Genomic DNA, 22,134 nt, shown 5'->3' with positions numbered 1-22,134 from the left:
AGCCAGTCAGTGTGATTGGGAGGCGCCAGTCCAGGCCTGTTTTGCAGCGATGAGCAGGCCCAGCAGGATAAAACCGCCGGGCGCCAGGGTTGCCATGTGCAGGCCACCATCGGCGCTGAACAACCCGCCGTTTCCGAGCAGTGCCGGTATAAAGTCATGGCCCAACGAGGCGTTGCCGATAACCTCGCGCAGCAGGCCCAGGCTGAGCATCAGGGCGCCAAACAGGCCGGCCAGTCGAAGCCGTCGGGGTTGCTGGAAAAACCCGTTGTGCTCCAGCACCACGCATTGCAGGGCGATCAACCCCACGTAGATTCCCAGCGCTTTGTGCAGTTCGTAGGCCCAGGCCTGTAGCGCCAGTGCTGCGAGGCCCGTCAGCAGCGCGGCCAGTAGAAGGCTGGTGATCAACAGCAAGCCTGGAACCATTCGCGGCCGCAGCACGCTCATCTTCAGCCCGTACAGGCTGATGACCAGTACGGACATCAGCCACAGCGTTACAGCCTTGCCCAGCGAGTCGCTGGCGCCAATCAACGGGGCGAGAACCAGCGAGTGCTGCAGTGCCGATGATCTGTTCACGGGGTGCTCTCGATCCATTGGGCCTGATGTTCGTCGAAGTAGCGTAACGCATCGTGGATGGCGTTGATCACTGCTCGCGAGGTGACCGTCGCACCGGCCATCTGATCGAATTGCCCCTGATCTTTCTTCAAGGCCCAGCCGCTGTCCGGTGGATCGTTGCGCGATTTGCCAAAGAAGCCCTGAAGCCAGCCATTGGGTTGCGCGGCGATTTTCCCACCCAGCCCCGGGGTTTCCGATTGCCGCAGGGTTTTGACGCCGAGCAACTTGCCCTTGGCATCAATCACGATCAACAGTTCGATTGTTCCGACGTAGCCGAGGGTCTGGCTGCGCAGAATGACCGCGCTGGTTTTACCCGCAACGCTCGCCAGATAACCCTCCAGCAATGTGCTGTTGGCCAGCGAGGGGGCCTTGAGCGTCAGCGGATGGTCCAGCGGTTGATTGTCGTAGCTGCCGACTGGGAGCATGTCCAGCAGGCGGCGACTTTCGATCAGGCGTTGCTCGGCAGAAATACGCGGTGCCAGGCTCTGTTGCAGAACGTAGATCGCAGCACCGCCCACGGCGATGATCAGTACCAGAATCAACACGCTACGTGTGCGGTTCATGGCGAGGACGCCTCAGGCCGGGTGGCAACGAGGCGCTCCAGGGCCGGCACGCCGAGGTTCATCAACAGCACGGCGAATGCCACCCCGTCAGGGTATCCGCCCCACGTACGGATCAGGTAGGTCAACAGGCCTACGCCGGCGCCGAACAACAACCGGGCTCTGGGGCTCTTTGCCCCGGACACCGGTTCTGTCGCGATAAAGAACGCCCCCAGCATGGTCGCCCCCGTCAGCAGATGAAACAGAGGTGAGCCGTGAGAATCGGAGCCCGAACCGTTCCAGCACACCAAGCTGATGATGAACAGGCTACCCAGCATGCCGACCGGTGCATGCCAGCTGAACACGCGTTGTTGTAACAGCCAGAGGCCGCCGGCGAGAAAGGCCAGGTTCACCCATTCGATGCCTTTGCCGCCCAGGTGACCGAACGCCGGATTGCCGGCGAACAGTTCATCCATGGTCAGGCTTTTGTTGATGTGCAGGCTGTCCAGCGCTGTCGCTTGAACCCAGGCGTCGGGCTGATCGTTCAAGTGAATGCCGAAAATCTGTTGCAGGCCGCCCGACAGGTCCATCCCGTGGGACGCTGGCCAGTGGGTCATCTGCTGGGGGAAGCACACCAGCATCAGCGCAAAACCGAGCATTGCCGGGTTGAACGGGTTTTTACCGACGCCACCGTAAAGGTGTTTGCCGAAAAACATCGCGGATGCCGCAGCACTCACCGTCAGCCACCACGGGCAATAGGGCGGCAGGGCCAGCGCCAGTAACGTTGCACTGACCAGTGCACTGCCGTCGCTCAGTGACGGCATGAGGGCGCGTTTTCGTAGCCGCAGGACCAGCGCCTCAGCCGCCAGTGCACTGCTGCCCGCCAGCAGCAGATTGATCAAAACACCCCAACCCGATACCCAGAACAGCACCAGCATGCCCGGCAGCGTGGCCAGCAGCACTCGCTGCATCGCCTGCTGAAGGCGTTCGTCGACCGGTTCAAGGGCTGACATGGGCGTCCACCTGACGTTGCGCCTCAGTGAGCCGCTCACGGGCCTTGGTCATGAGTTCGGCCGGGGTATGAGGTTGTCGCTCCAGTTTGCTGAGGTCGGCGCGGGCGTAGGCCAGTTCGGTTTTCAACTGCCGCAGTTGAGCGTCGATGGGACGCTTCTCGACGCGAACCAGGTCTGGTGCAGGCTTGCCGCTGGCATCCTCGGCCTCGTGCAGCGCCTGCTCGGCGTGTGCCAGCGCAGCGCTCAGGGCGTTCAATTGCTCGACTGGTGCTTCACTGAGCTGGGCTTTTTTCAGTTCGGCGCGGCGCATCGCCAGTTGGATTTTCGCCCGTTTGAGTTCGGCGTCCTTGGCGGGCGCGCTCGTTTGCACTGGGGCGAGGGGAGCCGCGCTCTCAAGAAGGGCCAAGGCTTGCTCGGCCGCTTCGAACTGCTGCTGAAGCAGGATCAACTGCGATTGTTGCTCGAAGGTCGGCGGATGGCCGAAGGCTTTCAGTGATTTGTGCAATTGCGCTCGGCTCATTGCCACGTCGATCTTGGCTTTTTTCAGCGCCGCGTCTGCGGCTGCGGCTTTTTGTGCCTGAACCCGGGAAATGGCGTCCTGCACCGGGTTGCTGTTGGCTTCGTTAGGCTGAGCCGCTTTTTGCGCACGGGCCAGACGGTCCGCCTGTTTCTGTTCTTCTTCGCGACGCAGGCGTGCGTTGCGCTGTTCGAAGCGTTGGCGGGCGTGATCGCGTTTGAGGGTTCTTGCTCGTTGTTCTTCAACGCGGGTGGCCAGGCCGCCGACAATCGGAACGATGTCTGCCAAGGGCAGCGGGTGCATTTCGATGCAGTCGACCGGGCAAGGCGCCACGCACAGGTCGCAACCGGTGCACTCGTCGATGATCACCGTGTGCATCAGTTTTGCCGCGCCGACAATCGCATCGATCGGGCAGGCCTGAATGCACTTGGTGCAGCCAATGCATTCGGCTTCACGGATGAACGCAATTTGCGCCGGTGCCGAGCCCCGGCTGATGTCGAGTTCCAGCACCGGAATGTTGAGCAGTTCGGCCAATGCCGAGATGGTCTCGGCACCGCCCGGTGGGCACTTGTTGATCGCCTCGCCGCTGGCAATGCCCTCGGCGTAGGGTTTGCATCCGGGGTGGCCGCACTTGCCGCATTGGGTCTGCGGCAGGAGTGCGTCGATGCGTTGAATCAGACTCATGTTTTGATCAGTCCGCTGAAACTGAGAAATGCCACTGCGATCAGTCCGGCGCTGATCAGATCGATCGGCAGGCCACGAAAGGGCAGGGGCACATCGTTGTTGAGAGTGCGCTGACGCAGGTCGCTGAACAGGCTCAGCACCAGCCAGAAACCCAGCCCGGCGCCGAGGCTCAGTGCGGCGTGATCGCCAAAACCCTTGTCATTTTGCAGGTTGAGCAGGCTCAGCCCCAGCACACCGGCATTGCCCAGCAGCAAGGGCCACAGACCGCTGAACGGTAACGGCGGCAAAGCCTGCGCCAATACACTCAGCAATGGCTTGATCAGCAGCACGCTCAGCGGCAAAAACACCAGCAGGTGCAGAGACGCCAGCCCCAAGGGGATGAGCAGCCAATGATAAGCGGCATAGCCCAGCACACCACTGAGCAGCATCAGGCCTGTGGTCGCAATGCCCAAGGCGTGGACCTGGCGCCGTTCGGTCGCCGGCTCGCGGGTTGCCTGCACCATCGGATCGACGCCCAGCGGCCACTGCAACAGGAAGTTATTGATCAGGGCGGTGCTGATGAGCGTAAGCAGAATATCGGTCATGGGCGTGCCGGTTGAGCGAGGGACCTGTTCTTGAAGATTAGGCAGTATCCGGCAAGGCAGATATGAAAATCCCACCGCCGCGAATCAACGCGACGGTGGGATCGGTCCAGCCAGGCGATTTACTTGATGCGCTGACCCGGCTTGGCGCCGCTGTCGGGGCTCAACAGGTAGATTTCTTCGCCACCAGGGCCGGCTGCCATGACCATGCCTTCGGAGATCCCGAAGCGCATTTTGCGCGGCTTGAGGTTGGCGATCATCATCGTCAGGCGACCTTCAAGCTTGGCCGGGTCCGGGTAGGCGCTCTTGATGCCGGAGAACACGTTGCGTTGCTCGTCACCGATGTCCAGGGTCAGGCGCAGCAGTTTGTCCGCGCCTTCCACGGCTTCGGCCTTGAGGATCAGGGCTACGCGCAGGTCGACGGCGGCAAACGCATCGAACTCGATCTCGGCCGAGAGCGGGTCCTTGGCCAGTTCGCCGTTGCCTTGGGGGGCAGCAGCGCCGGTGTCGGTCTGGCTGGCGGCCAGGTCTTCCTTGGAGGCGTCGGTCATGGCTTGCACTTTTACCGGGTCGATGCGGGTCATCAGCGGCTTGAACTCGTTCAACTGATGGTTGCTGAGCAGGGTCGCGTGGTCGTTCCAGGTCAGCGGCGCGACGTTGAGGAACGCCTCGGCGTCGGCGGCCAGCAACGGCAGCACCGGCTTGAGGAAGATCACTAACTGGCGGAACAGGTTGACGCCCAGGGCGCAGATTGCCTGGACCTCGTCGTGCTTGCCTTCCTGTTTGTTCAGTGACCACGGCGCCTTGTCGGCGATCCAGGCGTTGGCACGGTCGGCCAGGCCCATGATCTCGCGCATGGCGCGGGCAAAGTCGCGAGCCTCGTAGGCGTCGCAGATGCTTGGCGCAGCGGCCAGGAACGCTTCAGTCAGTTCTGGCGCGGCATTGCCGGCCACCAGCACGCCAGCATTCCCTTTCTGGATGAAACCTGCGCAACGGCTGGCGATGTTGACGACTTTGCCCACCAGGTCGGAGTTGACCTTCTGCACGAAGTCTTCGAGGTTCAGGTCCAGGTCGTCGACGCCACGGCCCAGCTTGGCTGCGTAGTAGTAACGCAGGTATTCCGGCGACAGGTGATCCAGGTACGTGCGGGCCTTGATGAACGTGCCTCGGGACTTGGACATCTTCTGGCCGTTGACGGTCAGGTAGCCGTGGACGTTGATGCCGGTCGGCTTGCGGTAGCCTGCGCCTTCAAGCATGGCTGGCCAGAACAGGGCGTGGAAGTTGACGATGTCCTTGCCGATGAAATGGTACAGCTCGGTGGTCGAATCCTTGGCCCAGAACGCATCGAAGTCCAGCTCGGGACGGCGTGCGCAGAGGTTCTTGAAGCTCGCCATGTAACCGATTGGCGCGTCCAGCCAGACATAGAAGTACTTGCCCGGCTCGTCCGGGATTTCGAAACCGAAGTACGGCGCATCGCGGGAGATGTCCCACTGTTGCAGGCCCACATCCAGCCATTCGGCGATCTTGTTCGCGACGGCGTCTTGCAGGGTGCCGCTGCGGGTCCATTCCTGCAGCATCTGCTGGAAGTCCGGCAGCTTGAAGAAGAAGTGCTGGGAATCCTTGAGCACCGGGGTGGCGCCAGAGATTGCCGACTTCGGGTCCTTCAGGTCGGTCGGTGCGTAGGTCGCGCCGCATTTTTCGCAGTTGTCGCCGTACTGGTCTTCGGTGCCGCATTTCGGGCAGGTGCCCTTGATGAAGCGGTCGGCCAGGAACATTTTCTTTTCCGGGTCGAAATACTGCGTGATCGAGCGCGTGGCAATGTGCCCGGCGTCGCGCAGCTTCCGGTAGATATGGCCCGACAGCTCACGGTTTTCATCGGCGTGAGTGGAGTGGAAGTTGTCGAAGTCCACCAGGAACTCGGCAAAGTCGGCGCTGTGTTCAGCCTGGACGTTGGCGATCAGTTGTTCCGGGGTGATGCCTTCTTTTTCTGCGCGCAGCATGATGGCCGAACCGTGGGCATCGTCCGCGCAGACATAAATGCATTGATTGCCGCGGTGCTTCTGGAAGCGCACCCACATATCGGTCTGGATGTACTCAAGCATATGGCCGAGGTGAATCGAACCATTGGCATAGGGCAGGGCGCTGGTGACGAGGATCTTGCGTGGCTCGGACATGGGGCTCGGCTACTTGATGAAACGGAGGTCGGCCACTATAAAGCGCCGGCGCATATTTTTCACCCCGTGAGCCTGTATCCAAATGCGCCGACCGCAAAAAACTGAGCTCAGGGTTGAATTTGCTGACGGCGCGCTTTTGTGGCGAGGGAGCTTGCTCCCGCTGGGTGGCGAAGCCGCCCCAAACCGGGCGACGTGGGCAGTATAAGCGGCTCGGCCCAATGGCGACTGCTGCGCAGTCGAACGGGAGCAAGCTCCCTCGCCACAGGCAACCCCCCTCGCGACTAAGGAAGCTCTCCGGCCACAGTAATCTGTTCGCCACAAATCCGTGTCCGGCGTACGATACCCGCCTGATTTTCCAGTCTTGTTATCGGAGTTGCCTATGAGCGCCGTCAATCGCGCAGCGGTGGAAGCCGTCCTTCGCCAGTACACCGACCCTTATCTGAACCAGGACCCGGTCAGCGCCGGTTGCCTGCGCGGCATCGACATCCAGGGTGATCGCGTCAGCGTTCAACTGGAAATCGGTTACGCCGCCGGTCTGTTCAAGAGCGGTTGGGCGCAGATGCTGCAAATGGCCATTGAAGGCCTGGACGGTGTGACGTCGGCCAAGGTCGACATCACCACTGTGATTGCCGCGCACAAGGCTCAAGCGCAGATTCCGGGGCTGGCCAACGTCAAGAACGTGGTCGCCGTGGCGTCCGGCAAGGGGGGCGTGGGCAAGTCCACCACGGCTGCCAACCTGGCGTTGGCGTTGGCCCGTGAAGGTGCCAGGGTGGGGATTCTCGACGCGGACATCTACGGTCCGAGCCAGGGCATCATGTTCGGTATTGCCGAAGGCACCCGACCGAAGGTCAAGGATCAGAAGTGGTTCGTGCCGATCGAGTCCCATGGCGTTGAAGTCATGTCGATGGCGTTCCTGACCGATGACAACACTCCGATGGTCTGGCGCGGCCCGATGGTGTCCGGCGCGTTGCTGCAACTGGTCACGCAAACCGCCTGGGGCGATCTGGATTACCTGGTCATCGACATGCCGCCAGGCACCGGTGATATCCAGCTGACGCTGGCGCAGAAAGTTCCGGTGGCCGGGGCTGTGATCGTGACCACGCCGCAGGATCTGGCCCTGCTGGACGCGCGCAAAGGCGTGGAGATGTTCCGCAAGGTCAACATCCCTGTGCTCGGTGTCGTGGAAAACATGGCCGTGCACATCTGCTCCAACTGCGGGCATGCCGAGCATCTGTTCGGTGAGGGCGGCGGGGTGAAGCTGGCCAGCCAGTACGGGGTCGAACTGCTGGCGTCGTTGCCGCTGTCGATGGTCATCCGTGAGCAGGCCGATGGCGGCAAACCAACGGTAATCGCCGAGCCAGACAGCCAGATCGCCATGGTCTACCAGGAACTGGCCCGCCACGTCGGTGCGCGGATCGTGTTGCAGGAAGCGGCGACGCCGGCGATGCCGAACATCACCGTCAGCGACGATTGATTCAGCAACGCGAGGGAACTGCTTTTGTGGCGAGGGAGCTTGCTCCCGCTCGGCTGCGCAGCAGTCGTAAATCAGCTGACGCATTTTTACGGGTAGAACGCGTCAGCCGGGTTTAGGGCGGCTTCGCCACCCAGCGGGAGCAAGCTCCCTCGCCACAGAGGCGGGCTGAATCTTAAATGCGCAACCCGCCATCCATTTCCAGGATCCGGCCGGTGTAATAGTCGTTCTCGAAAATGTACGCCGCCGAATGGGCGATCTCTTCCGGCTTGCCCATGCGCTTGAGCGGAATGCCTGCGGTCATTTTCTCCAATGCTTCCGGTTTCATGCCCAGGGTCATTTCGGTTTCGATGAAGCCCGGAGCGATCCCCGCCACGCGAATGCCGTAGCGCGCCAGTTCCTTGGCCCAGGTCACGGTGGCCGCCGCGACGCCAGCCTTGGCGGCGGAGTAGTTGGTCTGGCCAACGTTGCCCGCGCGGGAGATCGAGGAAATGTTGATGATCGCGCCGCTGTTTTTCAGCTCGACCATCTTCGCCGCCACTTCACGGGTGCACAGGAACACGCCGGTCAGGTTGACGTCGATCACGGCCTGCCATTGGGCCAGGCTCATCTTGGTCATTTCGCCGTCCTTGACCTTGAGCAGCAAGCCGTCGCGCAGAATCCCGGCGTTGTTGATCAAGCCATGGATCGCCCCGAAATCTTCGGCGACCTGGGCGACCATGTGGGTCACCTGTTCTTCATTGGCCACGTTGCACAGGTAGGCGCGGGCCTCGACGCCCTTGGCCTTGCACGCGGCGACCGTGTCATCGAGCTTTTCCTGGTTCAGGTCGACCAGTGCCAGCTTCGCGCCTTTGCCGGCGAAATACTCGGCCATCGAACGGCCTAAACCCTGGCAACCGCCGGTGATAATGATTACTTTGTCAGTGAGTTGCATTCGCATGCCCCAATAGCAGGTCAGAGTGGTGTCCTTTTAGAGAGCCTCTCGATCTGCGCCTGACGTGGCCTGGCTGCACATGAGAACTGCCCCGATGGCGTGCTGGAACTTTCACCCAGGCGCCTGTCCGTTTTTTCGACGGATTCTATATAAGGAGTCATAAATTGAGCGTTCAAGCTGCCAAGCATGCCCGAGAATTGCTGCTCAAGGAATACCGTGGCGTGCTGTCGACGCACTCCAAGGCCATGCCGGGTTTTCCGTTCGGTTCGGTGGTTCCTTATTGCCTGGACGAGCAGGGCCGGCCGCTGATCCTCATCAGCCGCATCGCCCAGCACACCCACAACCTGCAGAAAGATCCCAAATGTTCGCTGCTGGTGGGTGAGCGCGAAGCTGAGGATGTGCAAGCCGTCGGTCGCCTGACCTACCTGGCCGAGGCGGCAAGAATCGACGACGAAGCGGCGATTGAAGCCGCCGCCGAACGCTACTATCGCTATTTCCCGGATTCGCAGAACTACCACACGGCTCACGACTTCGACTTCTGGGTGCTGGAGCCGGTGCGTCATCGCTACATCGGCGGCTTCGGTGCGATTCACTGGGTCGACAAGGTCACCCTGGCCAACCCGTTCGCCGGCAAGGCCGAAGTGAACATGGTCGAACACATGAATGCCGATCACGCCAAGGCCATCGCCCATTACGTGGAACTGGCCGGCCTGCCGAAAACCGCCCCGGCGCAGTTGACGGGTATCGACAGCGAAGGCATGCACCTGCGTATTGGTCAAGGGCTCTACTGGCTGCCGTTCCCACAGGTTTGTAATACGCCGACACAAGTGCGCGAGGCCTTGGTTTTACTGGCTCACGCCGAGCATTGGCCGAAAAATGAAGCGGCCGACGCTTGAAATCACGAAACAGCGACGTCATCTAAGGTGAACTGGCAAGGCATTCTTGCGTTGAGGAACCATTTGATGCGCCCTTTTTTGTTGCTCTTTCTGCTGTTTCCGCTGCTAGAGCTGTATGCATTCGTCAAGGTCAGTGCGGCCATCGGGTTTTTCCCGGCGCTGCTGCTGATCATTCTCAGCACGGCCTTCGGTGTCTTCGTGCTGCGTGTCGCCGGCCTGGCCACCGCATTGCGCGCCCGTGAAAGCCTGAGCCGTGGTGAGTTGCCGGCCCAAACCATGATTGAAGGCCTGATGCTGGCGTTGGCCGGTGGCCTGCTGCTCTTGCCGGGTTTCATCAGCAGCGTGGTCGGTTTGATCCTGATGTTGCCGCTCTCGCGTCGACTGCTGGCCAACAAAATGCGCCAGCGCGCCGAAGACCAGGCGATCCGCCAGCGGGCTTTTGCCGACGACTTTCAACCGCGTAGTGGCCCGACCCCGGGTCAACCGCTGGGGCGCGAGCCCAACGTGATCGAAGGCGAGTTCGAGCATCGCGATTCCAAGTAACCCTTCATCGACACGGCACCTTCGGATGCCGTGTTTGTTTTGGCCGCCCCGGATGCAAAAAAAAACACGGCGGCGCCCTTGTAATAAGCTTATGCGCCCTTATGTAACGGTCACCGCAAGGTTTCTGGTGAAGATCGCCAGACAGACTTCCGCGTCTCGCTTGACGAGCCGCAACCGGCAACGCCGGAACTTAACCCGCCGGGATTACACCGGCCGCTGAAAACCGCAAATTAGGAGAGATCGACAATGAAGCTTCGTCCTCTGCATGACCGCGTCGTCATCCGTCGCAGCGAAGAAGAAAAGAAAACCGCTGGCGGTATCGTTCTGCCAGGTTCGGCTGCTGAAAAAGCCAACAGCGGCGAGATCCTCGCTGTCGGTACCGGCCGCGTGCTGGACAACGGTGAAGTGCGTGCGCTGGCTGTGAAAGTGGGTGACAAGGTTGTGTTCGGCCCGTACTCCGGCAGCAACACTGTGAAAGTTGACGGCGAAGACCTGCTGGTAATGGCTGAGAACGAGATTCTCGCTGTTATCGAAGGCTGATCCGCACTCAATTTCCCGCTACTACAAAGTATTTAAGGAATATCGATCATGGCTGCTAAAGAAGTTAAATTCGGCGATTCCGCCCGTAAAAAAATGCTCGCCGGTGTCAACGTCCTGGCTGACGCAGTAAAAGCGACCCTGGGCCCTAAAGGCCGTAACGTGATCATCGAGAAGAGCTTCGGCGCTCCGACCATCACCAAGGACGGCGTGTCCGTTGCCAAAGAAATCGAGCTGAAAGACCGCTTCGAAAACATGGGCGCGCAGCTGGTCAAAGACGTTGCCTCCCGTGCCAACGATGACGCAGGCGACGGCACCACCACCGCTACCGTTCTGGCTCAATCGATCGTCAACGAAGGCCTGAAAGCCGTCGCTGCCGGCATGAACCCGATGGACCTCAAGCGCGGTATCGACAAAGCGACCATCGCGATCGTCAAAGAGCTGAAGTCCCTGTCCAAGCCTTGCGCTGACACCAAGGCCATCGCTCAGGTCGGCACCATCTCGGCCAACTCCGACAGCTCCATCGGCGACATCATTGCCGAAGCCATGGAAAAAGTCGGTAAAGAAGGCGTGATCACCGTTGAAGAAGGCTCGGGCCTGGAAAACGAACTGTCGGTTGTAGAAGGCATGCAGTTCGACCGTGGCTACCTGTCCCCGTACTTCGTCAACAAGCCAGAGACCATGACTGCCGAGCTGGACGGTCCGCTGATCCTGCTGGTCGACAAAAAGATCTCGAACATCCGCGAAATGCTGCCAGTACTGGAAGCCGTTGCCAAAGCCGGCCGTCCACTGCTGATCGTGGCCGAAGACGTTGAAGGCGAAGCCCTGGCGACTCTGGTTGTGAACAACATGCGTGGCATCGTTAAAGTCGCAGCCGTCAAGGCTCCAGGCTTCGGCGACCGTCGCAAGGCCATGCTGCAGGACATCGCTGTTCTGACTGGCGGTACCGTAATCTCCGAAGAGATCGGTCTGAGCCTGGAAAGCACTACCCTGGAACACCTGGGTAATGCCAAGCGCGTGATCCTGTCCAAAGAAAACACCACCGTGATCGACGGTGCCGGCGTTGAGGCTGACATCCAGGCTCGCGTTCTGCAGATCCGTCAGCAAGTGGCTGACACCTCGTCCGACTACGACCGTGAAAAACTGCAAGAGCGTCTGGCCAAGCTGTCCGGCGGCGTTGCAGTGATCAAGGTTGGCGCTGGCTCCGAAGTTGAAATGAAAGAGAAGAAAGCCCGCGTTGAAGACGCCCTGCACGCAACCCGTGCAGCCGTTGAAGAAGGCGTGGTACCTGGCGGTGGCGTGGCACTGGTTCGCGCTCTGCAAGCCATCTCCGAACTGAAAGGCGACAACGCCGATCAGGACGTGGGTATCGCTCTGCTACGTCGTGCTGTTGAAGCGCCGCTGCGCCAGATCGTTGCCAACTCCGGCGACGAGCCAAGCGTTGTCGTTGACAAGGTCAAGCAGGGTTCGGGTAACTTCGGTTACAACGCTGCTACCGGCGAATACGGCGACATGATCGAAATGGGTATCCTGGACCCGGCTAAAGTGACTCGTTCGGCTCTGCAAGCGGCTTCGTCGATTGCCAGCCTGATGATCACCACCGAAGCCATGATCGCCGAGATCAAGGATGACGCTCCAGCTGGCGGCGGTATGCCAGACATGGGCGGTATGGGCGGCATGGGCGGCATGATGTAAGCCAGCCTTACCCCGTACGCAAAACCCCGCCTGTGTTAAGCAGGCGGGGTTTTTTATTGCCCGCATTCCAGGGGACTCGAACCCTTGTGGGCGTTGCGCAATTGCTGTGGGGCGATGGCCTCAGTTCAGACGCTGACAGGTGTTGCCCTGGACGCCGGGCGATACAGGATGAAGTAATACGAGCCCAGGCAAATCAGCCAGCAGAAAATCGCCGTCCACACGTTGTGCGAGAAGAAGTGCGCCCCCTGGATCATCCGGCTGACGGAGAAAATCGATCCCAGGGTGAAGGCAAGCACCAGGGCTTGACGGGCCAGGCGCGGGCGCCGGTCACGCAGCACGAAGAACAGCGCAAACAGCGTAAAACCGGTCGCCGCATGGCCGCCGGGCCAGCAGCGGCCAGGCTTGTCGGTGGCTGGGCGGGGGCTCAGCAGTTCGCTGTAGGTTTCCTTGCCGCCGAATTCCTTCAGGCTCCAGGGGCACTGCACGGCGGTCACGGCTTTGACCGGCGTGACGAACGAAGTCGCCAGCCCCAGCGACAACACCAGGCAACCCAATTCGCGTTTGAACGGCTTGAGTCTCGCCATCAGGAAACTGGCGATGAACCCCAGAATGGCGAACACCGAAAAGGCGATCACCACCTGCTTGGCGCGGTCGTGCAGGATGTTTTCCAGAAAATAACTGTGCTTGCCGATGAAGCCGCCAGCGGCAGGATCGTAGAACAGCTTCGCGAGGTTCATGTCCAGCGACGTCAGTTCAAGGGCAAGCAGGGCGGCGGCCGCGACGGCAGGAATGCCCAGGCACACCCAGGGATTCAGTGGGCGCGAGGCAGGGCGGACAACGGGAGATGACATCATGGATCCTGAACATTCAAAAAGCGCCCCGGCTCATCCATCCGGGGCGTTTTCGGTTAACGAGTGCTGATCTGCCCGGCACCCTCCTTGGGCGCTTTCCAGCCAAGCAGCTGTTGTTTGAAGCCATAACTGGCGGTTTGGTAATACGTGATGGCGCGGGTAATCAACGGGTCGTTGGCGCTGGCCCTGGATTCGCGGCTGTCGGTCAGTGCCTGGTCATGTCGGCGCAGGCCCTGGCGAGGGCTGAGGATGGCCAGGTCCGTGCCGTCGAACAGGCCCAGGTGCTGATAGTTACCGACCACCACGCGGGGTGGCAGCGGGTTGTCCTGCAACAGGTTGCGGCCGAAGAATGTCGACTGATAGTCCAGGTTGAGCAGGCCGAGCAAGGTCGGCGCCAGATCGATCTGGCTGGCCAGTTGCGCGGTTTCGCGAGCAGGGATCAGCTTGGGCGCATAGACGAACAGCGGAATCTGGTAGTTGCTGATCGGCAAGTCTTCCTTGCCCGCGCTGCCCGCCGTGTGGTCCGCGACGAAGACGAAAATCGTGTTGTCGAACCAGGGTTTCTGGCGTGCCTCGTTGAGGAACTGGCCGATGGCGTAGTCGGTGTACTTCACCGCGCCGTCACGGCCGCTGCCCGATTTGATGTCGATCCGGCCGTCAGGGAAGGTGTAGGGACGGTGGTTGGACGTGGTCATCAGTTGCAGCAGAAACGGTTGTTGTTTCGCGTAGTCGGCGTCGGCCAGTTTCAGGGTTTGCCGGTACAGGTCTTCGTCGGCCATGCCCCATGCGTTCTTGAAGTGGATATCGGCTTCGTCGACGCTGCTTTGGTCGACCACCCGGTAACCGTTACCGCTGAAGAACGCGTTCATGTTGTCGAAGTAACCGCGCCCGCCATACACGAAGACGCTGTCGTAACCCACGGCCGTGAGTTGCTGGCCGAGGCTGGCAAAGCCGCTTTCGCGCCCGACCCGTTTGACGATCGAGCGCCCCGGTGTTGGTGGAATAGCCAGGGTGATTGCTTCCAGGCCACGGTCGGTACGGGTGCCGGTGGCGTAGAAATTGTTGAAATACAGGCTCTGCGGGCGCAAGGCATCCAGGTTTGGCGTCAGGTTGCGCGGGTTGCCGTTGCTGCCCATGTACTTGGCGCTGAAGCTTTCGAGGGTCACCAGCACGATGTTGGGTTGGCGTGGCGTGCCGGGGTTGTCGATTTGCCGGCGGATATCCAGCGAGTCCTGGCCGATGAACCGGGCATTGGGTTCGCTCAGTTCGGCGCGCATCTGGTGCGCCACTTCGGCGGGCGGCAGGCTGCTGTAGAACTGGGTGTAGTCCAGTTCGTTATTACGGAAAGCGGCGAAGAACTGGTAAGGACCGTTGCTCGCCAGTTCATTCTGGTAGGCATTGCCGCCCTGGGCGCGCGGGGCATCCTGGCTGAGCAGTTGCAGGGTCAGGCCACTGACCAGCAGCAAACCGAGCCCGCTGAGCAGGCGCCCACGCAAGGCAGGAAGCGGCGCGTCCAGTGTGACATTGAACGGTTTGCGCAAGGCCAGGCAAAGGACCACTGCCAGTACCGTGAGAATGCTCAGTAACGTGCCGATCGGGTAGGACTCGAGCACGTTGTTCAGCACTTCATCGGAATAGACCAGGTAGTCCACCGCGATAAAGTTGAAGCGCACGCCGAATTCGTCCCAGAACAACCACTCCGCAACGGCAGTAAACAACATGGCGAACACGCTGGCGCCGAGCAGTCCTTGCAGAAACCAGCGATGCCCGCGCCGACGCCACAGGGCGGGCGGGCACAGCAACAGGTAGAGGCCCAGCGGCAGTGCAGCGTAAGCGAGGAAACCCAGGTCGTATAAAAGGCCGATGCCGAACACGGGCAGCCAACCGCTGCCGGCTTCGTCAAGGTGGGTGAGGAGCAAAACGCTGCGGGTCAGCAGGAAGATCGCCAGCCAGAGGCCGGTGACAAGCACCAGAAATCGCATGGGTGCTGTCTTGAAAAAGTCCATTGGAAACATTCCTTATAATCAATGGCGCAGGAGTGTGCGGCTGACACTGTAGTCAGGTTGTGAATCGATAGTGAAAACTTTGTTAAGGCTGAGTGAACGCCCTCTGGTCCCTGAACACCTGGCGCACACAGCCCTAGCCGTGAGCCACGCTTGGCCTTAAGCTGCGCGGGCCAAGACGGCCGTTACTGTGTACGGAGAGAGTGCCGATGCGAATTCTATTGGTTGAAGACAACCGCGATATCCTGGCCAACCTGGCCGATTACCTGGGACTCAAGGGTTACACCGTGGATTGCGCGCAGGACGGTTTGTCGGGCCTGCACCTGGCGGCCACCGAGCATTACGACCTGATCGTGCTCGACATCATGTTGCCCGGCATCGACGGCTACACCCTGTGCAAACGCCTGCGCGAAGATGCCCGGCGTGATACCCCGGTGATCATGCTCACTGCCCGCGACCAACTGGATGATCGCCTCCAGGGGTTCAAGTCGGGTGCCGACGATTACCTGATCAAACCGTTTGCGCTGTCCGAACTGGCGGCGCGGATCGAGGCGGTCATGCGCCGTGCCCAGGGCGGTGGACGCCGCGCCTTGCAGGTCGGCGACCTGAACTACGACCTCGATACCCTGGAAGTCGTGCGCGAAGGGCGCCTGCTCAAGCTCAACCCGGTCGGCCTCAAACTGCTGGCGGTGTTGATGCAGAAAAGCCCGCACGTGCTGCGCCGCGAAATTCTTGAAGAGGCCCTGTGGGGCGATGACTGCCCGGACAGCGACAGTCTGCGCAGCCACGTTCACCAACTGCGCCAGGTGATCGACAAACCGTTCGCCAAACCGCTGCTGCACACCGTGCATGGCGTGGGCTATCGCTTGGCCGAGGGTCGGGATGGAGTTTAAGCAGAGCCTTGCCCAGCGGATCATCATCGCCTTTGCGTTGATGAGCGCGCTGGTGGCAGGGGCGTTCGCCATGGGGATTGTGGCGACCGTGCACCTGGTTGAAGAAAAACTGATCTCCGCAGGCCTGGGCGGCGATTTGCAGCGCTTGCTGTTGATGGACAGCATGTCTGACTGGAGTCACCGTCCCGAGCCCGACCAGTTGTTTTACTTCAGCGGTGGCCCGGGCGACTTCGACCTGCCCAAGGACCTGCGCAACCTGGATGCCGGGTTCCATGAAGTCTTTCGCGAACAGCTGTCGTATCACGCCATTGTGGAAATCGTCGACGGGCGGCGCTACGTCCTGCTGCAAGACCAGAGTGATTTCGAGGAGCGCGAGCGGGTGCTGTTTGCCGTGGTGCTGGTGGGGTTTGTCCTGAGCCTGGCGCTGGCGGTATTTTTGGGCTGGATCCTGGCGCGCAAGGTGATGGCGCCAGTGGTGCGGCTGGCCCGGCAAGTGCGTCATCGCGATCAGTTGCTGGGGCTGGCGCCGCCCCTGGCGCCGGACTACGCGGCCGATGAAGTGGGAGAACTGGCGGTGGCCTTCGACGCCACCCTGGGGCGCCTGCGCCAGGCGTTGACCCGCGAGCGGTTGTTCACCAGTGACGTCAGCCACGAATTGCGCACGCCGTTGATGGTGCTGGCCAGCTCCTGCGAGCTGTTGCTGGAAAACCCCGGTATCGACCAGCGCGGCCGGGCACAGGTCGAGCGTATTGCCCGGGCGTGCGAAGAAATGCGCGAGCTGGTGCAAACCTTTCTCATGCTGGCGCGGGCCCAGCGTGAAGACGCGAGCATGTCGCCTCAGCAGACCTTGCAACAAGTCGCCGAGGAGTTGCTCGGCCTGTGGCGCGAACCGATCCAGAGCAAGGGGCTGGCACTGACGTTTGAGCCTGACCATCCGCTGGGCACCTGCTACAACGCGACGTTGCTGCACGCGGTCATGGGCAACCTGCTGCGCAATGCCCTGCACTACACCGACAGCGGGTTCATCCGTTTGACCCTTCAGCCACGCGGGTTTGTGGTCGAAGACAGCGGCGTGGGTATCCCCGAGGAAAAACGCGAAGCGATGTTCGAGCCGTTCGTGCGTGGCAGTGAGAATCGCGGCGAAGGCCTGGGGTTGGGGTTGTCATTGGTTCAGCGCATTTGCGAGAACCAGGGCTGGACCGTCAGCCTCAGCACCATGGAGCCCAACGGTTGTCGTTTCCAGGTCGAGTTGCATCCCTCAAAACCCTGAGAGCGGCGGTGGCCGGGGCCCGGCGCCAACGTCGCTGGGGGCTGGCCGCCGACCGCTCTTTTGTCGTGTAAAACCTTGAAATAGTTGAGGATTGGACGGGACGAAGTTTTCACAAAGGGATGACCTGACGCTGACATCTGGCTGCCTAAGGTGGCCATCATCAGCCCCAGGAGTCCTTGATGATGGCCACCCCGATCAAACTTCCATTCTCCAACAAGTACGACCAGCAGCATGCGCAGGAGTACTTGCTCAAGCATCAGGACGGCCTTGCCCGCAAGTTGTCCCACAAGCGTGACGAGCAACTGGCCAGGGGCGCTCTGGCCCTGGCGGGAGAGCCTGGGCTGGTACTTGACCTGCCTTGTGGCGTAGGCCGCTTCTGGCCGCTGCTGGCGGAAAAGCCGAACCGCGTGATTATCGGCGCAGACAATTCGGCCGCCATGCTCGAGATCGCCGCCCTGGCCCAACCGGCCGACGTGGTGAAACGGGTACAACCCTTGCAGACCTCAGCATTTGCCATCGACTTGCCGGATAACGCAGTCGACAGCATTTTTTGCATGCGGCTGCTCCATCACATCGGCGACCCGGCTCATCGGTTGGCCATCTTGCAGGAATTTCAACGGGTTACCCGCGACAGCGTGATTGTTTCGCTGTGGGTAGACGGCAATTTCAAGGCCTGGAAACGTAAACGCCTGGAGCAAAAACGCCGGTTGGGCGAAGAACAGGGCGGTTACCAAAATCGCTTTGTGTTACCAGCTGCTACGATTGAAGACGAATTCAGGCAAGCGGGGTTTCGCATTCAGGAGCACCTGAACTTTATTCCGCTTTATGCCATGTGGCGGGTTTACGTACTGCGCAAGAGGTAAACGGATGGCAGTCGATTATGTATCGGACACGGAAGTCACTTCGCAACAACGCTTCGACTATTTCTGGCGCCAGCATGGCGAGTGGGTTGAAGCCCCCAACCAGCGTCGGGGCGGGGAAAGCGGAGTACAGCGACTCACCAGCAGCGACGGACGGTTGCTCTACGCCAAACGGCAGACCGGGCATATTTATCGCAGCTGGCTGTACCCCTTCGGTCGCCCGACCGTGTTGCGCGAGCGTGAGGCACTGGAAGGCCTGCGCTTGCACGATGTGCGGGTTCCGGAACTGGTGTTTTGCGGGGCCCAACGTGAGGCCGGGCAGCCGTGGCGCGCAATGCTGGTCACGGCTGAGCTGGAAGGTTTCATCGAGATCGACCAGTGGTACGCCGCCGGTGGTCTGGAGCGCTACGGTGACGTCGTGCATGACCGATTGTTGCGCGAGTTGGCACTGACCCTGGCCCGTATGCACCGGGGCCGCTGGCAGCACGGCTGCCTGTACCTCAAGCATATTTTCGTGCGGGTGAGTGGTGAAGGCGATACGGCTGCGGTGGAGGTTGCACTGCTGGATCTGGAGAAGTCCCGGCGGCGCTTGACCCGGGCCCGTGCGGCGTCCCACGACATGAAACAATTACGTCGCCATTCGTCGTGGAGTGCAGCGTACTGGGCCAGGCTCGTCTACTTTTATGAGACGGCGTTTGGCAGCGCTATCAAAGGTTTACAGCGATGAAATTAGAAATTGCACGAGGAGTGTTCTTGCTAGGAGCCTTGGCAGTTGCTTCATTGGCAGTGGCGGCCTGGGAGCAGCCTAAAACCCAGTTCCTCAGTTCCGCCCATGACGGTGCGCATTGCCCTTTGCCACGGGTTGCCAAGGTATCGCAGGCGACCAAACCCGATCATGATTTGTTGTTGTTCATGTTCGGACTTTCTCAAGGCATGAAGCCTCAGAGCTGATATCCCACACGACGTCCCTATGAAAGGCCTCGCATTGCGAGGCCTTTTGTTATTGCACGGTCACCGATGACGGCCTCAGGTCTTGTCGGACCTGGCCAGCACGGTGTAGACGCAGGGCAACACGAACAACGTGAAGAGCGTGCCAATCGACATGCCGGTGGCGATCACCGTACCGATGTCGAAGCGGCTGACCGCGCCGGCCCCCGTAGCGATGATCAACGGCACCATGCCGAACACCATGGCGGCCGTGGTCATCAACACCGGCCGCAGACGAATGGCCGCCGCTTCCTCCACCGCGTCCCGCGCGCTCAGCCCTTTGTCCTTGCGCAACTGGTTGGCGAACTCGACGATCAGGATCCCGTGTTTGCTGATGAGCCCGATCAAGGTCACCAGGCCGACCTGGGTGTAGATGTTCATGCTCGACCAGCCCAGGAACAACGGAATCAAGGCACCGCAGATCGACAGCGGCACGGTCACCAGAATCACCAGCGGGTCGCGGAAACTTTCGAACTGCGCCGCCAGCACCAGGAAAATGATGGCCAATGCCAGGGCAAAGGTCACCCACAGCGCGCTGCCTTCCTGAAAGAACTGCCGCGCCGCGCCTGCGTAGTCGAAGGCGTAGCCCGGCGGGGCTTCCTCACTGGCGATCTGGCGCACGGTGTCCAGTGCTTCGCCCATGCTGACCAGCGGCACGCCCGAGACAATGGCCGAATTGAGTTGCTGGAACTGATTCAGCTGTCGCGGTCGGGCCCGGTCGGTGACGGTGATCAGCGTCGACAGGGGTAACAGCTCAGCCTTGGCGTTTTTCACGTAGTAGTTGTTCAGCCACTCGGGATTGTCCCGATAGGCACGCTCCACCTGGGCGATGACCTTGTAGCTGCGACCCTCGATGGTGAAACGATTGATTTCGGCTTCGCCCAGCAAGGTCGCCAGCGTGGCGCCCAGGTCCTGCATGGAAACGCCCATCTGCGCCGCTTTGGCGCGGTCGATGTCGACCACTACCTCAGGTTTGTCGAACGCCAGGTCGATGTCGAGAAAGGCAAACTTGCCGGATTCCAGCGCGCGTTTCTTCACCCGGTCCGCCACGTTCAGCAGCGATTCGTAGTCATTGGCGGTGTTGATGACGAACTGAAACGGCAGCCCTTCACCGGTCCCCGGCAGGGAGGGCAGGTTGAAGCCGAAGATTTGCAGCCCGCTGATGCTGGAGAGCTTGCCCTGCACCTCGGGGAGGATTTGCATCTGGGTACGGCTGCGCTCGTTCCACGGCTTGAGCAGGAAACCGCCGATCCCCGACTGAACGCCATTGAACCCGTTGATCTGGAAGGACGAGTAGTACTCGGGAAACTCCTTGAAGATCGTGATGAATTCATCGGTGTAGGTGTTGAGGTAATTGAGGTTCGTCGGCTGCGGTGCGTTGGCCATCATGAAAATGATGCCCTGGTCTTCGTCTGGCGCCAGTTCCGATTTGGTGAACTTGAGCAACACCGGAATCAGGCACAGCACGATCACCGCGAACACCAGCACCACCGGCCGGGTGTTGAGCGTGCCGTGCAGCGTGCGTTGGTAGCGTTGTTTGAGGCCTTCAAAGATCCGGTCGAGGCGATGGGCCAGGCCGCTCGGGTTTTCGTCATGGCGCAGGAGCAGGGCGCACATCATCGGCGACAAGGTCAGGGCGACGATCCCGGAAATCACCACGGCGCCGGCCAGGGTCAGCGCAAACTCCTTGAACAATGCGCCGGTCAGCCCCGTCAGGAAGCCGATGGGGGCGTAGACCGCCGCCAGGGTAATGGTCATCGAGACCACCGGCATGGCGATTTCCCGTGCGCCTTCGAGGGCGGCGTCCAGCGGGGTTTTACCTTCCTCGATGTGCCGGTGGATGTTCTCCACCACGACAATGGCATCGTCCACCACCAGGCCGATCGCCAGCACCATGGCCAGCAGCGTCAGCAGGTTGATCGAGTAGCCCATCAGTTGCATGAAGAACATCACGCCGATCATCGACAGCGGAATGGTGACCACCGGGATCACCACCGAGCGCAACGCTCCCAGGAACAGGAACACCACGACGATCACGATCAGCACCGCTTCGAAGAGGGTTTTCACCACTTCGTTGATCGATGCCTGGATGAACAGCGTGGCGTCATAGGCAATTTCGGCCTTGAGGTTGGGCGGCAGTTGGGATTCCAACTCCGGCATGAGCTTGCGCACTTCCTTGATCACGTCCAGCGGGTTGGCGCCCGGCGTAGCCTTGATGCCGATGTACACCGACGGCGTGCCGCCGAATGAGCTGACCGAGTCGTAGTTTTCCGCACCCATTTCCACCCGGGCCACATCACTGAGCAGCACCCGGCTGTCGCCCACGGTTTTCAGCGGGATGGCGGCGAAGGCTTCGGCGGATTTGAGTTCGGTGTTGGCGTTGATACTGGTGACGACATACTCGCCTTTGACCTCGCCGGCCGCCGACAGGAAGTTGTATTGGCGCACGGCGGTGGTGACGTCGCTGGCGCTGAGGCCGTAACCGGCCAGTTTCACCGGGTCGAGCCACAGGCGCATGGCGAACACCTGGTTGCCAAGAATCTCGGCTTCGGCCATGCCGGGCAGCGTCGCCAGTTTGGGCTGGATCACCCGTGACAGGTAATCGGTGATCTGCGGGTTGTTCAGTTCCTTGCTGAAGAAACTGATGTACATCAGCGCCGAGGCGTCGGCTGCTTCCTTACTCAGCACCGGGTCTTCGGCGTCTTGCGGCAGCTTGTTCTTGACCTCGTTGGCCTTGGCCAGCAGTTCGGTGAACAGCCGGTCGCTGTTGGAGCCGATGCGTGCGTAGATCGAAATCACCGAGAAGTTCTGGCGGCTGACCGAGGTCATGTAGTCGATGCCCTCGGCACTCGCCAGGCTTTGCTGCATCGGTTGGGTAATGTAGCCCTGGATGGTTTCGGCGTTGGCGCCGGGGTAAGCGGTGGTCACCGTGATCAGCGCGTTTTCCATCTGCGGGTACTGGCGCAGCGGCAGTTTGCTCCAGGCCTGGAAGCCCAGCAGCACAATCAACAGGCTCACCACCGTGGCGAGCACCGGGCGGCGGATGAACGGATCGGTAAAAGCCATGGAGGTTC

The 22,134-nt window shown here is 60.8% G+C and carries 20 protein-coding genes; 10 read left to right on the top strand and 10 right to left on the bottom strand.

Features of this window, described 5'->3' with window-relative positions; translation table 11 throughout:
- Positions 1–6: 6 nt before the first annotated feature.
- From AABM54_RS20205 to metG, 6 genes are all read right to left on the bottom strand, one after another.
- Entirely contained in the window at positions 7–573 is a 567-nt protein-coding gene (locus AABM54_RS20205; protein ID WP_347901751.1) for an Rnf-Nqr domain containing protein, read from the bottom strand.
- A complete protein-coding gene (locus tag AABM54_RS20200) occupies positions 570–1,175 on the bottom strand; it encodes an RnfABCDGE type electron transport complex subunit G (protein WP_347901750.1) in 606 nt (201 codons plus the stop codon). Before AABM54_RS20200 ends, AABM54_RS20205 begins: the two co-directional genes overlap by 4 nt.
- Positions 1,172–2,164, bottom strand: a complete 993-nt coding sequence (locus AABM54_RS20195) for an RnfABCDGE type electron transport complex subunit D (RefSeq protein WP_347901749.1) — start codon at positions 2,162–2,164, stop codon at positions 1,172–1,174. The genes AABM54_RS20200 and AABM54_RS20195 overlap by 4 nt, the downstream gene beginning before the upstream one ends.
- Positions 2,151–3,365, bottom strand: a complete 1,215-nt coding sequence (gene rsxB / locus AABM54_RS20190; RefSeq protein WP_347901748.1) for an electron transport complex subunit RsxB — start codon at positions 3,363–3,365, stop codon at positions 2,151–2,153. The genes AABM54_RS20195 and rsxB overlap by 14 nt, the downstream gene beginning before the upstream one ends.
- On the bottom strand, positions 3,362–3,949 hold the full coding sequence (locus AABM54_RS20185) for an Rnf-Nqr domain containing protein (protein ID WP_347901747.1): 588 nt from the start codon (positions 3,947–3,949) through the stop codon (positions 3,362–3,364). The genes rsxB and AABM54_RS20185 overlap by 4 nt, the downstream gene beginning before the upstream one ends.
- A gap of 119 nt (positions 3,950–4,068) precedes the next feature.
- Complete coding sequence (metG, locus tag AABM54_RS20180) at positions 4,069–6,120, bottom strand: methionine--tRNA ligase (RefSeq protein WP_347901746.1); 2,052 nt, start codon at positions 6,118–6,120, stop codon at positions 4,069–4,071.
- A 379-nt stretch (positions 6,121–6,499) separates the two neighbouring features.
- Between metG and apbC the strand changes: the two genes are divergently transcribed.
- Positions 6,500–7,594 (top strand): iron-sulfur cluster carrier protein ApbC, encoded by a 1,095-nt coding sequence (gene apbC / locus AABM54_RS20175; RefSeq protein WP_347901745.1) that lies wholly within the window; start codon positions 6,500–6,502, stop codon positions 7,592–7,594.
- 172 nt (positions 7,595–7,766) lie between these two features.
- On the opposite strand, the gene AABM54_RS20170 is transcribed toward apbC, so the two are convergent.
- The gene (locus AABM54_RS20170) at positions 7,767–8,525 is read right to left on the bottom strand and encodes an SDR family oxidoreductase (RefSeq protein WP_347901744.1); all 759 of its coding nucleotides are present in this window, start codon (positions 8,523–8,525) and stop codon (positions 7,767–7,769) included.
- A gap of 164 nt (positions 8,526–8,689) precedes the next feature.
- On the opposite strand from AABM54_RS20170, the gene AABM54_RS20165 reads away from it, so the two are divergent.
- From AABM54_RS20165 to groL, 4 genes are all read left to right on the top strand, one after another.
- Entirely contained in the window at positions 8,690–9,421 is a 732-nt protein-coding gene (locus AABM54_RS20165; RefSeq protein WP_347901743.1) for a HugZ family protein, read from the top strand.
- Between the two features lie 66 nt (positions 9,422–9,487).
- On the top strand, positions 9,488–9,964 hold the full coding sequence (locus AABM54_RS20160; RefSeq protein WP_347901742.1) for an FxsA family protein: 477 nt from the start codon (positions 9,488–9,490) through the stop codon (positions 9,962–9,964).
- Between the two features lie 246 nt (positions 9,965–10,210).
- The gene (locus AABM54_RS20155) at positions 10,211–10,504 is read left to right on the top strand and encodes a co-chaperone GroES (RefSeq protein ID WP_019827816.1); all 294 of its coding nucleotides are present in this window, start codon (positions 10,211–10,213) and stop codon (positions 10,502–10,504) included.
- 48 nt (positions 10,505–10,552) lie between these two features.
- Positions 10,553–12,196 carry a chaperonin GroEL gene (gene groL / locus AABM54_RS20150; protein WP_347901741.1) on the top strand — a complete coding sequence of 548 codons (1,644 nt, stop codon included), beginning with the start codon at positions 10,553–10,555 and terminating at the stop codon, positions 12,194–12,196.
- 125 nt (positions 12,197–12,321) lie between these two features.
- Here the strand turns inward: groL and AABM54_RS20145 are convergent, their stop codons facing one another.
- Complete coding sequence (locus tag AABM54_RS20145) at positions 12,322–13,047, bottom strand: phosphatase PAP2 family protein (RefSeq protein WP_347901740.1); 726 nt, start codon at positions 13,045–13,047, stop codon at positions 12,322–12,324.
- 56 nt (positions 13,048–13,103) lie between these two features.
- Entirely contained in the window at positions 13,104–15,053 is a 1,950-nt protein-coding gene (locus AABM54_RS20140; RefSeq protein WP_347901739.1) for an LTA synthase family protein, read from the bottom strand.
- A 206-nt stretch (positions 15,054–15,259) separates the two neighbouring features.
- Here AABM54_RS20140 and colR point away from each other — a divergent pair, with 206 nt between their 5' ends.
- The 5 genes from colR to AABM54_RS20115 all read left to right on the top strand — a co-directional run bounded on the left by colR (position 15,260) and on the right by AABM54_RS20115 (position 19,024).
- Positions 15,260–15,943 (top strand): two-component system response regulator ColR, encoded by a 684-nt coding sequence (gene colR, locus AABM54_RS20135; protein ID WP_347901738.1) that lies wholly within the window; start codon positions 15,260–15,262, stop codon positions 15,941–15,943.
- Entirely contained in the window at positions 15,933–17,213 is a 1,281-nt protein-coding gene (locus AABM54_RS20130; protein WP_347901737.1) for a HAMP domain-containing sensor histidine kinase, read from the top strand. The genes colR and AABM54_RS20130 overlap by 11 nt, the downstream gene beginning before the upstream one ends.
- A 182-nt stretch (positions 17,214–17,395) precedes the next feature.
- Positions 17,396–18,076, top strand: coding sequence for a class I SAM-dependent methyltransferase (locus AABM54_RS20125; RefSeq protein WP_347906263.1), 681 nt, complete (start codon positions 17,396–17,398; stop codon positions 18,074–18,076).
- 4 nt (positions 18,077–18,080) lie between these two features.
- Positions 18,081–18,800: a lipopolysaccharide kinase InaA family protein gene (locus AABM54_RS20120; RefSeq protein ID WP_347901736.1), complete on the top strand. Its 720-nt coding sequence runs from the start codon at positions 18,081–18,083 to the stop codon at positions 18,798–18,800.
- Positions 18,797–19,024, top strand: coding sequence for a hypothetical protein (locus AABM54_RS20115; protein WP_347901735.1), 228 nt, complete (start codon positions 18,797–18,799; stop codon positions 19,022–19,024). Before AABM54_RS20120 ends, AABM54_RS20115 begins: the two co-directional genes overlap by 4 nt.
- 75 nt (positions 19,025–19,099) lie before the next feature.
- Here the strand turns inward: AABM54_RS20115 and AABM54_RS20110 are convergent, their stop codons facing one another.
- Positions 19,100–22,126, bottom strand: coding sequence for a multidrug efflux RND transporter permease subunit (locus tag AABM54_RS20110; RefSeq protein ID WP_347901734.1), 3,027 nt, complete (start codon positions 22,124–22,126; stop codon positions 19,100–19,102).
- Positions 22,127–22,134: the final 8 nt, after the last annotated feature.

The sequence above is a fragment of the Pseudomonas purpurea genome (genome assembly GCF_039908635.1).
Classification (GTDB): domain Bacteria; phylum Pseudomonadota; class Gammaproteobacteria; order Pseudomonadales; family Pseudomonadaceae; genus Aquipseudomonas; species Aquipseudomonas purpurea.
This window is presented reverse-complemented; position numbering and strand designations above follow the sequence as displayed.

Excerpts from the sequence above, each read along its gene's own strand:
- AABM54_RS20200 (WP_347901750.1), bottom strand. The coding sequence starts at position 1,175 with ATGAACCGCACACGTAGCGTGTTGATTCTGGTACTGATCATCGCCGTG.
- AABM54_RS20195 (WP_347901749.1), bottom strand. The coding sequence starts at position 2,164 with ATGTCAGCCCTTGAACCGGTCGACGAACGCCTTCAGCAGGCGATGCAG.
- rsxB (WP_347901748.1), bottom strand. The coding sequence starts at position 3,365 with ATGAGTCTGATTCAACGCATCGACGCACTCCTGCCGCAGACCCAATGC.
- AABM54_RS20185 (WP_347901747.1), bottom strand. The coding sequence starts at position 3,949 with ATGACCGATATTCTGCTTACGCTCATCAGCACCGCCCTGATCAATAAC.
- metG (WP_347901746.1), bottom strand. The coding sequence starts at position 6,120 with ATGTCCGAGCCACGCAAGATCCTCGTCACCAGCGCCCTGCCCTATGCC.
- apbC (WP_347901745.1), top strand. The coding sequence starts at position 6,500 with ATGAGCGCCGTCAATCGCGCAGCGGTGGAAGCCGTCCTTCGCCAGTAC.
- AABM54_RS20170 (WP_347901744.1), bottom strand. The coding sequence starts at position 8,525 with ATGCAACTCACTGACAAAGTAATCATTATCACCGGCGGTTGCCAGGGT.
- AABM54_RS20160 (WP_347901742.1), top strand. The coding sequence starts at position 9,488 with ATGCGCCCTTTTTTGTTGCTCTTTCTGCTGTTTCCGCTGCTAGAGCTG.
- AABM54_RS20155 (WP_019827816.1), top strand. The coding sequence starts at position 10,211 with ATGAAGCTTCGTCCTCTGCATGACCGCGTCGTCATCCGTCGCAGCGAA.
- groL (WP_347901741.1), top strand. The coding sequence starts at position 10,553 with ATGGCTGCTAAAGAAGTTAAATTCGGCGATTCCGCCCGTAAAAAAATG.
- AABM54_RS20145 (WP_347901740.1), bottom strand. The coding sequence starts at position 13,047 with ATGTCATCTCCCGTTGTCCGCCCTGCCTCGCGCCCACTGAATCCCTGG.
- AABM54_RS20140 (WP_347901739.1), bottom strand. The coding sequence starts at position 15,053 with ATGGACTTTTTCAAGACAGCACCCATGCGATTTCTGGTGCTTGTCACC.
- colR (WP_347901738.1), top strand. The coding sequence starts at position 15,260 with ATGCGAATTCTATTGGTTGAAGACAACCGCGATATCCTGGCCAACCTG.
- AABM54_RS20130 (WP_347901737.1), top strand. The coding sequence starts at position 15,933 with ATGGAGTTTAAGCAGAGCCTTGCCCAGCGGATCATCATCGCCTTTGCG.
- AABM54_RS20125 (WP_347906263.1), top strand. The coding sequence starts at position 17,396 with ATGGCCACCCCGATCAAACTTCCATTCTCCAACAAGTACGACCAGCAG.
- AABM54_RS20120 (WP_347901736.1), top strand. The coding sequence starts at position 18,081 with ATGGCAGTCGATTATGTATCGGACACGGAAGTCACTTCGCAACAACGC.
- AABM54_RS20115 (WP_347901735.1), top strand. The coding sequence starts at position 18,797 with ATGAAATTAGAAATTGCACGAGGAGTGTTCTTGCTAGGAGCCTTGGCA.
- AABM54_RS20110 (WP_347901734.1), bottom strand. The coding sequence starts at position 22,126 with ATGGCTTTTACCGATCCGTTCATCCGCCGCCCGGTGCTCGCCACGGTG.